We start from the raw sequence: 13,573 nt of genomic DNA on the forward strand, positions 1-13,573 counted from the left end.
AGATAATTTTTTCTCTATTTTGGAGAGGTTAGAAACAAATGAAGATTTTAGATTGGTACATATTAAAGCGTTATTTACTCACATTTTTAATGATGATACTACTGTTTATTCCTATAGGCATTACAGTACATCTTGCCGAGAAAATAGGTAAAATATTAGAACGAGAAGCGCCTTTTGGTGAAGTAATGCTTTATCTGTTAGATTTTACAATCTATTTTGCACATCTATTGTTTCCCTTGTTTTTATTTTTATCTGTCATTTGGTTTACTTCAAAATTAGCTAATAATACAGAGATTGTAGCCTTTTTAAGTTCGGGAGTTTCATTTTCAAGATTTTTAAGACCTTATTTAATAGGAGCTACAATTGTGGCCGCTTTTTCTATTCTTTTAGGCTTATATCTCGCACCAAATGCCAGTAAGGGATTTAATGATTTTCAGTATAAATATTTAAAAGGCAGAAAAAATGTTGCCAATCAAAAATTATTTAAACAAATAAATGATAATGAAATTATCTATGTAAGCAGCTTTAATGCCTTACAAAGTCAAGGTTTAAATTTCTCTTTAGAGCATTTCGAGGATAATAAATTAGCTTATAAAATAACGGCTAATAGTATACGGTTTTTGGAAGAGGACTCAATATATAGAATGCGTAATTATTTAAAACGAACGATTACCGATAATAAAGATATTCTGGAGACAGAAAGAAAAAAAGACACCATATTTAATTTCGAATTGGAAGATTTGGTACCAGACGAATATATAGCTGAAACTTTAAAATATGGCGATTTAAAACGCTTTATTACACGCGAGGAACAAAGAGGATCTTCTAATATTGGAAGATATAAATTAGAATTATACAGAAAGTGGAGTTTACCTGCATCGGTTTTTATTTTAACTATTATCGCAGTTGCAGTCTCCTCCATTAAAAGAAGAGGAGGTATGGGCGTAAATTTAGCATTTGGTATTGCTATAGCCATGATCTTTGTTTTTTTCGATAAAATATTTGGAACATTAGCTGCACAATCAGACTTTTCTCCATTAATAGCGGTCTGGTTTCCAAACGCTATTTTTGGTATTTTAGCAATTATCTTACTTCGAAATGCTAAACGATAAACTCAAGAATTACTTACACCTTCACTTTTTAGTTTTTATAGCTGGATTTACAGCAATTTTAGGAAAACTTATTACTATAGAAGCTGTGTCTCTAGTTTGGTATCGTATGTTTATTGCAGCAATTTTAATGTTTATTTACATTAAAATAGCTAAAGTCGACATTTCAATTAATAGAAGAACCTTAATAAAATTTTCTTTTGCAGGCATCATTATCGCATTACATTGGATTACCTTTTTTGCCTCCATTGATGTGTCGAATATTTCAATAGCATTAGCCATGTTTTCTACAGGTGCATTTTTTGCATCCTTTATAGAACCATTAATCTATAAAAGAAAAATTATTTGGTACGAAATTTTCTTTGGGATTATAGTTATTATTGGTATTACCATTATTTTACAAACCGAAATGAAACATATTTATGGAATTGTTTTGGGCATATTATCCGCTTTTTTCTCCTCCTTGTTTGCTGTTTTAAATGGAAAATTTTTGGAAAAAGACTCAGCCACTAAAATTTCTTTTTACGAGTTTGTGGCTGGTGTAATTTTTATTTCGCTATTCATACCTTTTTTTGGTAAGGGTTTTTCGGCAGAATATTTTAATTTAAGTCTTAACGATATAGGTTATTTATTTATATTAGCTTCGGTTTGCACAGCCTATGCTTTTATTGCAGCAACGTATGTAATGAAACAAATTAGCCCATACACAGTGATACTCACCTATAATTTAGAACCTATTTATGGTGTAATATTGGCAATTATTATTTTTCCAATTTCAGAAAAAATGTCGCCTTCTTTTTATTATGGCGCTGTAATTATTTTAACCACAGTACTTTTAAACGGAATTTTAAAAAACAGTAAAGCCTTTAAGATTAAAAAGACGCAAAACAAAAAAATTGTGTAATTTTGTAAGCTAACTAAGAAACTATTTAATACAATTCTCAATGGAATATTTAGAATTTGAATTACCAATAAAAGAACTTGAAGAGCAACTTGATAAATGCCAAATTATAGGCGAAGAGAGCGATGTAGATGTCACCGAAACTTGCAAGCAGATTGAAAAGAAGCTTGTTGCTACAAAAAAGGAAATCTATAAAAACTTAACGCCTTGGCAACGTGTACAAATGTCACGTCACCCTAACAGACCCTATACTTTAGATTATATAAAAGCACTTTTTGGAACTTCTTTTTTAGAACTTCACGGTGATCGTAATTTTAAAGATGATAAAGCCATGGTTGGAGGTTTAGGCAAAATTGGTGACCAAAGTTATATGATAATTGGTCAGCAAAAAGGATATAATACCAAAACAAGACAATATAGAAACTTTGGTATGGCAAATCCAGAAGGCTATAGAAAAGCATTACGTTTAATGAAATCTGCCGAAAAATTTGGTATTCCGGTAATTACCTTACTAGATACACCAGGAGCATATCCTGGTTTAGAAGCTGAAGAACGTGGTCAAGGAGAAGCTATTGCCAGAAACATTCTTGAAATGACGCGATTAAAAGTACCAATTATAACAATTGTTATAGGTGAAGGCGCATCTGGAGGCGCATTAGGAATTGGTGTTGGAGATAAAGTGTTAATGTTAGAAAACACTTGGTACTCTGTAATCTCTCCAGAATCTTGTTCTTCTATTTTATGGAGAAGCTGGGAGTATAAAGAGACAGCAGCAGATGCCTTAAAACTTACCGCTACAGACATGAAAAAAATGAAGTTGGTAGATGAAATTGTAAAGGAACCTTTAGGTGGTGCACACAGCGATAGAGAAACAACTTTTGCAACTGTAAAAATAGCTATTGAAAAAGCTTACGATGAATTTAAAAACTTATCACCAAAAGATTTAGTTGCAAAACGTATGGACAAATATTCTAAAATGGGAGTCTTTAAAGGCTAACAGCAACAAACCCTCAAAACATAAAAATCTGAAAGCTGGTATTTCAGATTTTTTTATGCTTATTAACAATAAAATCAAGTTATTAACAGTTAAATTGTTAATGAAGTGTGAAGATTGAACAACTTCAAAATTTACATTCTCTTAACAATTTCTTTACTTTCGTTGTATATGAAACAACCCAACCAAATATCTGGATATAAAGTAGATAAAAGCACAATTATTAGTCTTGAAAAGGGTAAAATACCACCTCAAGCTATTGATTTAGAAGAAGTTGTGCTTGGAGCTATGATGATTGATAAAAAAGGTGTAGATGAGGTAATCGATATTTTAAGTCCTGATGCATTTTATAAAGAAGCGCATCAACACATTTTTGAAGCTATCTTTATGTTGTTTCAGGAAAGTCAACCTATCGACTTATTAACCGTTTCAACACAATTAAAAACAAACGCCAAGTTAGATTTGGTTGGTGGCGATTTTTATCTCATTTCTTTAACCCAAAAAGTGTCTTCTTCTGCACATATCGAATTTCATGCACGTATTATTTTACAGAAATTTATTCAGCGTAGTTTAATAAAAATTTCAAGCGAAATTATAGAAACTGCTTATGACGAAACGCAAGATGTTTTCGATTTATTAGACAAAGCAGAATCTAAACTATACGAAGTTACACAAGGGAATATTAAAAAGTCAAGTGAAACAGCACAAGATTTAGTAATACAAGCGAAGAAGAAAATTGAAGAAATTTCGAAAAAAGAGGGGATGAGTGGTATTCCTTCGGGTTTCGATAAACTCGATAAATTAACTTCCGGTTGGCAGGAAAGCGATTTAATTATTGTGGCAGCGCGTCCTGGTATGGGTAAAACAGCTTTAACACTGTCTATGGCAAGAAATATTGCTGTAAACCATAGTATACCTGTTGCCTTTTTCTCTTTAGAGATGGCTTCTGTACAGTTAATTACAAGATTAATATCCAGTGAAACAGGATTGTCTTCAGAGAAATTAAGAACAGGCAAACTGGAAAAACACGAATGGGAACAATTAAACGTAAAAGTAAAAGCGCTCGAAAAAGCACCGTTATTTATAGACGATACACCGTCGCTTTCCATTTTCGATTTACGAGCAAAGGCAAGACGTTTGGCCTCGCAGCACGGCATTAAAATGATTATTATAGATTATTTGCAGTTAATGACGGCTGCAGGAAATGGAGGAAATCGTGAACAAGAAATTTCTACCATATCAAGAAACTTAAAAGCTTTAGCTAAAGAATTATCGGTTCCTGTTATTGCCTTATCACAACTATCGCGTGCTGTAGAAACACGTGGTGGAAGCAAAAGACCTTTGTTGTCAGATTTACGTGAATCTGGAGCCATAGAGCAAGATGCAGATATAGTTTCATTTATATACAGACCAGAATATTATAAAATAGACGAGTGGGACGATGACGAGCAGTCTCCAACTGCTGGGCAAGCCGAGTTTATTGTGGCCAAACACCGTAATGGAGGTTTAGAAAACATTCGCTTAAAGTTTATTGGAAACTTAGGTAAGTTTGATAATTTAGATGATTTCGATACACCTTTCGGACAAGAATTTCATAGTAAAATGAATGCTGCAAACGACGACACACACAAACCAGATAACTTTACAGCTTCTCCTGAAGATGCTTTTGGTGCTCCAGACGACGAAGTGCCATTTTAAAATTTGGTTTTGAGAATTATAGCTCTTTTAATAATATTAGTAATATTTGCATGCAAGAAAGAAGTTTCTGGTGGTCCTAATTATGAATTAGACATAGAATTATTATCAAATAGAATAATGAAAAGTGGTGATGAAAATGCATACAGAAATGTTTCAACTTTTTATTTTCAAACAGGCGATAATCATAAATTGCTTCCATTAGCTAAAATTATGAGTGATAAGTATAATTACACTCAGGCGTATTTCGATGTGTTTTACAGTATTTATTCAAAAGAACTGAGTTACTATAATAATGCTGAGTATTATCTTAATCATTTATCAGATTTAGATAAAAAACAAGCTTTAAATTATTTAATTTTAGCTTTTGAAAAAGGTCATAGTCAAGCTAAATATTTTCTTGAGGATTACTACAGAGATTTGTATGTGACTAAATTAGGGAATAATTATACAATAAAGTAAAACTCTTGTTAAACTTCTTCATTTAAACTATACTATAAGCTATTTTTGATTTTAACTTAATTGGTTCATAAATGGATAAACTCCGTACCACAAATTATCTACTCTTAATCATAGTGATTCCTATAATATTTTATTTACTTAAAATATTGTCGTTTATATTTATACCATTGGTATTCTCCATGTTTATAGCCTTGTTATTTTTACCACTAATGCGTTATTTAAAACGTAGAGGTGTACATAAGATAATAAGCATTTGTGTAGTGCTTTTAATTATATTTTTAGGTGTTAAATTAGGAATAGAATTAGTAAAGTTATCGAGTAAACAAATAATGGAAACTAATTCTACTTTTTTTACAACTGCCGAAACTAAAATTAACGACCTAATTTACGATATAGAATCGGTTTTTGGGACCGAAAATGTTAAGGATGAGAATGCAAAACTCTCCCGTTTTCTTAATAAAGATGTAGTTTCTAAAAATTTTGGTGGCACTTTAAACTTTGTCAGCAAAACGTTAACAGCGTTACTAATGACTATCTTTTTTGTAGTGCTGTGGTTGGCAGAATCAATTAATATAGAGAACCTCTTAAATAAGACTTTACTTAAAAGAAGACATCAATCTATTAAAACATTTATAAAAATAGAAAACGACTTAATAAAATTTATAAAAGTAAAAGTATTAGTTAGTTTTTTAACAGGCTTGTTTACAGGCTTGGCTTGTTATTTTTTCGATGTTAGTTTTCCAATCTTTTGGGGATTATTTGCATTTTTAATCAATTTCGTGCAAATGGTAGGTTCTTTTGTAACTGTAATATTATTATCCATTTTTGCATTTATAGAGTTAGAGCCTTCAAGTACATTATTGTTTTTTATCATTGCAATAGCAGGAACACAAGTGCTTTATGGAAGTATTTTAGAACCTATTTTTATGGGCAAATCATTCTCAATAAATGTTATTACGGTTTTAGTTGCGCTCATGTTTTGGGGATTTATTTGGGGAATTCCAGGTTTAATTTTAGCTATCCCTATTACCGTTTTTCTTAAAATTATCATGGAACAATTTCCAAGTACGCAAGGTATTGCTAAGCTAATTTCGGCAGATAGATTATTATAATCATATATCTTTTCTAAGATTTCTATAAAGGAATAATTTTTGATTATCTTTCTGCAAGGTTATTTCAGCATGCATTCAAACCGAAATAATTTAGAATTTTACAAAAATGAAAAAAATACTATATATTTTAATATTCCTGTTAACAACCCAAAGTTATGCGTCCTATATTTTAATTCCAATGGATGCCGAAACACAGCAAAATCATTTAAAAGCTTATGGAATAACCTATTGGTCTTTAGTTAAAAACTTAAAAGTAAAATGGCTGTTAAATTACAGAGGCGGTTCTTTTTTACTACCAGACACAGAAGAAATTCAAAAAGAATGTAAAATAAGAGGCGTTAGCTTCGAAATTTTAAGCAACGCAAAAACCGAAACCATACTCGAGGAAATAAACAGCCCAAGTAAAAATATGGAAGCTGTAGTTTTAGAGAAAGCGCCAAAAATTGCAGTTTACACTCCAAAAGGCAAACTACCTTGGGATGACGCCGTGACTATGGTTTTAACCTATGCCGAAATTCCTTATGAAACCATTTACGACGAAAACGTGCTAAAAGATGAACTCGTTCTATACGATTGGTTACATCTGCATCACGAAGATTTTACAGGACAATTTGGTAAATTTTACGCACGCTATAGAACCGCAGCTTGGTATATTGAAGAAAAGAAAGAAGCAGAAGCCTTGGCAACCAAATTAGGATATAGTAAGGTTTCAGAGGCTAAAAGAGACGTTGCATTAAAAATTAGAGATTACGTAGTAGGAGGCGGTTTTATGTTCGCCATGTGTAGCGCAACAGATAGTTTCGATATCGCTTTATCTGCCGAAGGTGTGGATATTTGCGAGCCCATGTTCGATGGCGATGCCAGTGATGCTAATTACCAATCTAAAATAGATTACAGGAAAACTTTCGCCTTTAAAGATTACACTTTAGAGCGTAGCCCAATGGTTTACGAATTTTCAAGTATAGACATGACGCGTAAAAGAAAAATACCAAAACAAACAGATTATTTTTCACTCATGGATTTCTCCGCGAAATGGGATCCAATTCCAACCATGCTATGCCAAAACCATACAGCATTAGTTAAAGGGTTTATGGGACAAACAACCTCTTTCACTCGCGAAGAAATAAAAAGTAACGTCCTCGTTATGGGAGAAAACAGGACCAATGGCGAAGCAAAATACATTCACGGAATAAAAGGAAAAGGCTTTTTTACCTTTTATGGTGGTCATGATCCCGAAGACTATACACACAAAGTAGGCGATCCAAAAACCGAGTTAGATTTGCACCCAACCTCACCAGGTTACAGGTTAATACTTAACAATGTATTGTTTCCTGCTGCCAAAAAGAAAAAACAAAAAACCTAATCTTAGGCGTTACCAAGGCATGCCAAAAAAGCATGCCTTCGTCAGGCTCTCGGCAGTCGCTTCCAGACAAAAAAGTCTGGAGAGCTTCAACAAAGCCTCCATCCTTAACGCAATACCTCAATCGCAGTTGCCAAACAGTTAAATTTAGAATATTTAAAACGTAATAAGCATGTCAACAAAAGACGAAATCTTAAAAAAAATACAAATACTAATAACCAATCACTTTAGAACGCCCGAAGAAGCATTTCAGTTTTTTGATGAAAACGGAGACACTAAACTGTCTAAAAGTGAAATTAAAAACTTACTTAAAGAAGCAGAAATTAGCGGGTTTATTAGAGGGATCGTTAGCTCAAAATTAATTGAAGGATACGATAAAGACGGAGACGAACTAATAAGTTGGGTGGAGTTTCAAACGGCTATAGACGAAATCTCATATTAATTTATTTTGATAAACTATCTCTTTCAATTTTTTCGATTATTATTTAGAACAATCGTATTCTGGATATTGGCTTTTTGCGTATTCATTTTTATTAGATATTTTGCCATAGGAGCAGAGGAAGGTATTATTGTTACAGATTACAATATTACAGATATTCTGTTTTTTGGTATCCTATTAGGACTTTTGGTAGGAACGTTGTTCGCTATTGTAGAATTTTTATTCGATAAGTTTCTTTCTAAAGACTTATCACTCTCTTTAGTACTCACCGAAAAATTAATAATTTACCTCATAGGGATTATTCTCTCTCTAAATTATGTATTTCCCATGGCAGAATCAGAGTTAAATTTAAATTTAACAACACAAGATGGCTGGTGGAAAACAAGTAGAATATTTTGGCTTATTGTTGGTTACTTTATAATTTGTTCAATAATATTTTCCTTTATAAAAATTGCTAACGAAAAATTTGGGAGTGGTGTATTTTTTAATTTTTTAATAGGAAAATATAGAACACCAAAAGAAGAAAAACGCATTTTTATGTTTCTTGACTTACGCTCTTCTACAACCATTGCAGAGCAAATAGGACACTATAAATACAGTGAGCTTATACAAGATTGTTTTTATGACTTAAACAGAATTGTCGCTAAATATGATGCCGAAATCTATCAATACGTTGGTGATGAAGCCGTTTTAAGTTGGAAATATAAAAAGGGAATTAAGCATAATAATTGTATCGATTTATTTTTTCATTTTCAAAATAGGCTAAAAAAGAAAGAAAAACTATACATGAGTAAATACGGAATTGTACCAAAATTTAAAGCTGGAATCCATGGTGGAAAATTAATAATCACAGAAGTTGGCACAGTAAAGAAAGAAATTGCGTACCATGGAGATGTAATTAACACTTCGGCACGAATTCAAGGTGAATGTAATAAATACAACGAGTATTTATTATGTTCTAATACGTTATTAAACGATATCATATTAAAGTCTGTGTATAAGCAAGAGTTCATTGGAGACATCGAGCTAAAAGGAAAAGAAGAAACACTTAAAATTTCGGCAATTAATATTGCCTAAATATTAGCCTGTTTTGCTTTTATTAATTGTTTTAAAATATTTTCAACACCATTGTCGTCGTTACTTGTAGTAACATAATTCGCAACAGCTTTAACGTCTTTATGTGCATTTTCCATAGCATAACTAAAAGTTGCCAATTGTAACATTTCAATATCATTATTGTAATCTCCAAAAGCCATAGTCTCATCAGTTGTAATACCGTAACTCTCTTGAATTAGTTGTAAAGCAAATCCTTTGTTAGCATCAATATGAGATATATCCACCCAATTTTTTGCAGAAACAATCACTTTATAATTACTTTCTAAATGTTTAACGTGCGGATAAATGCATTTTTCAGAATCTGTTTCGTGGTACAGCGCAATTTTAAAGAGTTCTTTTTCTATATCTTTTGTGGTATCAATAAACTCGTAATTTGTATAATATTGAGCTATTATATCTATTAAGGGCTTAGACTTTTCTTGGAGGTAGGCCTTGTTAGCAGTGCAGTAAACAGGATGAACATGTTGTAAATTGTCAACTATTTTAATTAATTCTGCAGTATTGTATTCAATTGGTTTAGATAAAATGATTTTATGCTTTTCAAGAACATAGGCTCCATTTTCAGAAGCTATTATAATTTCATCTTTTAGTTTATCCAATTTTTCAACGATACTGTAATATGGACGACCACTTGCTACCACAAATTGTACATTTAACGATTTTAGCTTTATATATAATTCAAAAAAAAGAGTACTTACTTCATGTTTAGAATTTAGTAATGTACCATCCATATCTACAATTACTAACTTTACCTTATTTAAATTCATATTTATAAATTATACATCCAATCTAATTAAATTTTAAAGAGTTAGAAGGATTGAATGCTATATTTTTAATAAAAAAAATCCGATACTTTCGTATCGGATCTTTAATTATATAAGTGAAAAAATATTATTGAGTTGGCAAAATGCCCTTATTTAATTTTATTCACAATTGCTTCAAAAGCAACAGGGTGATTCATCGCTAAATCTGCTAAAACCTTACGGTTTAACTCGATATTATTAGCTTTTAATTTACCCATAAATTGTGAGTAAGACATACCGTGTAAACGAGCTCCAGCGTTAATACGCGTGATCCATAATGCACGAAATGTTCTCTTTTTATTTCTACGGTCTCTATACGAATATTGCATCGCTTTATCAACCGCATTTTTTGCTACTGTCCAAACGTTTTTACGTCTTCCAAAGTAACCTTTTGCTTGTTTAAGCACCTTTTTTCTTCTGGCTCTTTTGGCAACAGAATTTACTGATCTTGGCATAATTTAAATGTGTTTTGTAGTAGGCGGTCAATTAATTGACACTTTTTATAAAATCTTATTTTGCCTAACTCCAGGGTTTATAAATAATTTGTAACCTGTTAAACTAATATTACTTTAAACGTAACATTATTTTAACGTTATTCTCATCCGCTTTGTGCACTAATGTGTCATGCGTTAGAGCAAGCTTACGTTTTTTAGACTTCTTTGTTAAGATGTGACTCTTAAACGCGTGCTTTCTTTTAATCTTACCAGTACCTGTTAGCTTAAAACGCTTTTTAGCACTAGATTTTGTTTTCATTTTAGGCATCTTGTTTTCCTATTTTTTTTAATGATTTCACTTATAATATTTTAAACCTGGTTAAAGGTGTAATATTTATTTTTTTGGAGCAATAAACATAGTCATACGTTTTCCTTCTAATCTAGGCATTTGCTCAACTTTACCTAATTCTTCAAGATCTTGCGCTAAACGCAATAATAAAATTTGACCTTGTTCTTTGAAAACTATCGAACGTCCTTTAAAAAAAACAAATGCTTTTAATTTAGCACCTTCTTTTAAAAACTTTTCGGCATGTTTCTTTTTAAATTCGTAATCATGGTCATCTGTTTGAGGACCAAATCGAATTTCTTTAATTACAACCTTAGTTGCTTTACTTTTTAAAGCCTTATCACGCTTTTTCTGTTCGTAAAGAAACTTTTTGTAGTCCATAATTTTACACACTGGCGGATCTGCCTTTGGTGAAATTTCCACCAAATCAAATTCTTGCTCTTCAGCCATGGCTAAAGCTTCTTTCGTTGTGTAAATACCAACTTCAACATTTTCTCCAACTAGTCGCACTTTCTCTGCTCTAATTTTCGAGTTGATTTTGTGTTGGTCTTCTTTAATGACTCTTAAAGGTCCTCTTGATCTTTTTCTACGTATTGCTATGACTTCTGTATTTTAGTTAAACGTTAATTTAAAATTGTTTTAATGTTTTATTTATTTCTGTTTTAACAACTTCAGAGAACTCATCTACACTAATCGTGCCTAAATCTTCTCCGCCATGTTGTCTTACCGAAATCTTGTTTTCATTCTCTTCATGCTCACCAATAATAATCATATAAGGCGTTTTGTTCATTTCAGCCTCTCTAATTTTCTTACCAATAGTTTCACTTCGGTTATCTACAAGTGCGCGAATTTCGTGATTTTCTAGCAAATTTAAAACTTTTTCACCGTATTTCTCATATTTTTCGCTTAGAGTTAATATAGAAACTTGATTTGGCATTAACCAAAGCGGGAAATTTCCGCCAGTATGTTCTAATAAAATAGCAATAAAACGTTCCATACTTCCAAATGGAGCACGATGTATCATAATTGGCCTGTGTAGCTCATTATCACTTCCTTTATATGTTAAATCAAAACGTTCAGGTAATGTGTAATCTACCTGTATTGTTCCAAGTTGCCACTGTCTGCCAAGCGCGTCCTTTACCATAAAATCTAATTTTGGACCATAAAAAGCGGCTTCACCAGTTTCTACAACATAATTTAGTCCTTTATCTATAGCTGCATTGAGTATGGCATCTTCAGCTTTCTTCCAATTTTCATCACTTCCTATATACTTATCAGGGTTTTCAGGGTCTCTAAGAGAAACTTGGGCTGTGAAGTTCTCAAAACCTAAAGAACCAAAAACATATAATACTAAATCGATTACATTTTTAAACTCTGCATCTAATTGGTCTGGTGTGCAAAACAAATGTGCATCATCTTGAGTAAAGCCTCGAACACGAGTTAAACCATGTAACTCTCCACTTTGCTCATATCTATAAACGGTTCCAAATTCTGCATAACGCTTAGGTAAATCTTTATAAGACCATTGCGAAGCGTTGTAAATTTCACAGTGATGAGGACAATTCATCGGTTTTAATAAAAATTCTTCATCTTTTTTAGGTGTCTTAATGGGTTGAAAACTATCTTCCCCATATTTAGCATAATGTCCAGAAGTAACATATAGTTCTTTTTGCCCTATATGCGGAGTCATAACCATTTCGTATCCGGCTTTTTTTTGTGCAGCCTTTAAAAAGTTTTCTAAGCGCTCACGTAAAGCGGTTCCTTTTGGTAACCACAAAGGCAAACCAGCACCAACTTTTTGCGAAAAAGTAAAGAGCTCTAATTCTTTTCCCAATTTTCTGTGATCACGTTTTTTAGCTTCTTCTAAAAGTTCTAAATATTCAGTTAATTCCTTTTGTTTAGGAAATGAAATACCATAAACACGCGTTAATTGAGGCTTCGTTTCATCACCACGCCAATATGCACCAGCAACAGATAATACTTTAACAGCCTTAATGATTCCTGTATTTGGAATATGTCCTCCACGACATAAATCTGTAAAAGTAGAATGATCACAAAAAGTAATTGTGCCATCTTCTAAATTTTCAATTAACTCTGTCTTAAACGGGTTCTGCTCATATAACTCTAAAGCCTGGGACTTTGAAGCAGTTCTCATTTTAAACTCATGCTTTCCTCTGGCAATCTCAATCATTTTAGACTCAATTGCTTTAAAATCCTTTTCAGAAATAGTAATATCACCAAAATCAACATCATAATAAAAACCACGCTCAATAGCAGGTCCAATAGTTAACTTTGCTGTAGGGTATAATTCCTGAATAGCCTGTGCCAAGACATGAGCACTCGAATGCCAAAAAGCAGTTTTGCCTTCATCATTATTCCATGTATATAATACTAAAGAACCGTCAGTTGTTAATGGTGTAACAGTTTCAACGGTTTGACCATTAAAACTGGCAGAAATAACATTTCTTGCTAAGCCTTCACTAATGCTTTTTGCAACATCCATTGGTGTGGAGTTCGCCTCAAACGATTTAACACTGCCATCTGGTAAAGTAATTTGTATCATATTTATGTTTTAATTCAGTTTGCAAAGATAATAGGTTACAAACACACAAACAATACATATAGTTAAATTATAATTATTAATATTCGTGCGTTCCCTTCCAGGTCGGGCTTTCGGCAGTCGCTCTTTTATAGGATCTTCAACAAAGCCTCAATCCCAAACGCGGAGGCAAGGTTACCAGAAGTATTTTGTCATTTCAATCAAAACTATGCTACAATATATAATGTAATGAAAAGAGCAGG

Annotated in this window: 14 protein-coding genes; 9 read left to right on the top strand and 5 right to left on the bottom strand. The window is 32.3% G+C overall.

Annotated elements, in window-relative coordinates; genetic code table 11:
• Positions 1-38 precede the first annotated feature (38 nt).
• The 9 genes from ACVC43_RS09830 (at position 39) to ACVC43_RS09870 (ending at position 9,149) form a co-directional block, all read left to right on the top strand.
• Positions 39-1,112 (top strand): LptF/LptG family permease, encoded by a 1,074-nt coding sequence (locus ACVC43_RS09830; protein ID WP_452224337.1) that lies wholly within the window; start codon positions 39-41, stop codon positions 1,110-1,112.
• Positions 1,099-2,013: a DMT family transporter gene (locus ACVC43_RS09835; RefSeq protein WP_452224338.1), complete on the top strand. Its 915-nt coding sequence runs from the start codon at positions 1,099-1,101 to the stop codon at positions 2,011-2,013. Before ACVC43_RS09830 ends, ACVC43_RS09835 begins: the two co-directional genes overlap by 14 nt.
• Before the next feature lie 40 nt (positions 2,014-2,053).
• Entirely contained in the window at positions 2,054-3,007 is a 954-nt protein-coding gene (locus ACVC43_RS09840) for an acetyl-CoA carboxylase carboxyltransferase subunit alpha (RefSeq protein WP_452224339.1), read from the top strand.
• A 168-nt stretch (positions 3,008-3,175) separates the two neighbouring features.
• Positions 3,176-4,702: a replicative DNA helicase gene (gene dnaB / locus ACVC43_RS09845; RefSeq protein WP_452224340.1), complete on the top strand. Its 1,527-nt coding sequence runs from the start codon at positions 3,176-3,178 to the stop codon at positions 4,700-4,702.
• A gap of 9 nt (positions 4,703-4,711) precedes the next feature.
• Positions 4,712-5,161, top strand: a complete 450-nt coding sequence (locus ACVC43_RS09850; RefSeq protein WP_452224341.1) for a hypothetical protein — start codon at positions 4,712-4,714, stop codon at positions 5,159-5,161.
• Positions 5,162-5,232: 71 nt separating this feature from the next.
• Positions 5,233-6,273, top strand: a complete 1,041-nt coding sequence (locus ACVC43_RS09855; RefSeq protein WP_452224342.1) for an AI-2E family transporter — start codon at positions 5,233-5,235, stop codon at positions 6,271-6,273.
• A gap of 106 nt (positions 6,274-6,379) precedes the next feature.
• Entirely contained in the window at positions 6,380-7,636 is a 1,257-nt protein-coding gene (locus ACVC43_RS09860) for an asparagine synthetase B (RefSeq protein ID WP_452224343.1), read from the top strand.
• 169 nt (positions 7,637-7,805) lie between these two features.
• The gene (locus ACVC43_RS09865) at positions 7,806-8,075 is read left to right on the top strand and encodes an EF-hand domain-containing protein (RefSeq protein ID WP_452224344.1); all 270 of its coding nucleotides are present in this window, start codon (positions 7,806-7,808) and stop codon (positions 8,073-8,075) included.
• 6 nt (positions 8,076-8,081) lie between these two features.
• Positions 8,082-9,149, top strand: coding sequence for an adenylate/guanylate cyclase domain-containing protein (locus ACVC43_RS09870; RefSeq protein WP_452224345.1), 1,068 nt, complete (start codon positions 8,082-8,084; stop codon positions 9,147-9,149).
• On the opposite strand, the gene ACVC43_RS09875 is transcribed toward ACVC43_RS09870, so the two are convergent.
• The 5 genes from ACVC43_RS09875 to thrS form a co-directional block, all read right to left on the bottom strand.
• On the bottom strand, positions 9,146-9,955 hold the full coding sequence (locus tag ACVC43_RS09875) for an HAD family hydrolase (protein WP_452224346.1): 810 nt from the start codon (positions 9,953-9,955) through the stop codon (positions 9,146-9,148). The two genes, ACVC43_RS09870 and ACVC43_RS09875, sit on opposite strands and share 4 nt — an antisense overlap.
• A gap of 146 nt (positions 9,956-10,101) precedes the next feature.
• Entirely contained in the window at positions 10,102-10,446 is a 345-nt protein-coding gene (gene rplT, locus ACVC43_RS09880) for a 50S ribosomal protein L20 (protein WP_013868673.1), read from the bottom strand.
• Positions 10,447-10,555: 109 nt separating this feature from the next.
• Positions 10,556-10,753, bottom strand: a complete 198-nt coding sequence (rpmI, locus tag ACVC43_RS09885) for a 50S ribosomal protein L35 (protein WP_026753164.1) — start codon at positions 10,751-10,753, stop codon at positions 10,556-10,558.
• 66 nt (positions 10,754-10,819) lie between these two features.
• Positions 10,820-11,329 (bottom strand): translation initiation factor IF-3, encoded by a 510-nt coding sequence (gene infC, locus ACVC43_RS09890; protein WP_452224353.1) that lies wholly within the window; start codon positions 11,327-11,329, stop codon positions 10,820-10,822.
• Between the two features lie 70 nt (positions 11,330-11,399).
• Entirely contained in the window at positions 11,400-13,334 is a 1,935-nt protein-coding gene (thrS, locus tag ACVC43_RS09895; RefSeq protein WP_452224347.1) for a threonine--tRNA ligase, read from the bottom strand.
• Positions 13,335-13,573 lie beyond the last annotated feature (239 nt).

The sequence above is a fragment of the Lacinutrix chionoecetis genome (genome assembly GCF_053604665.1).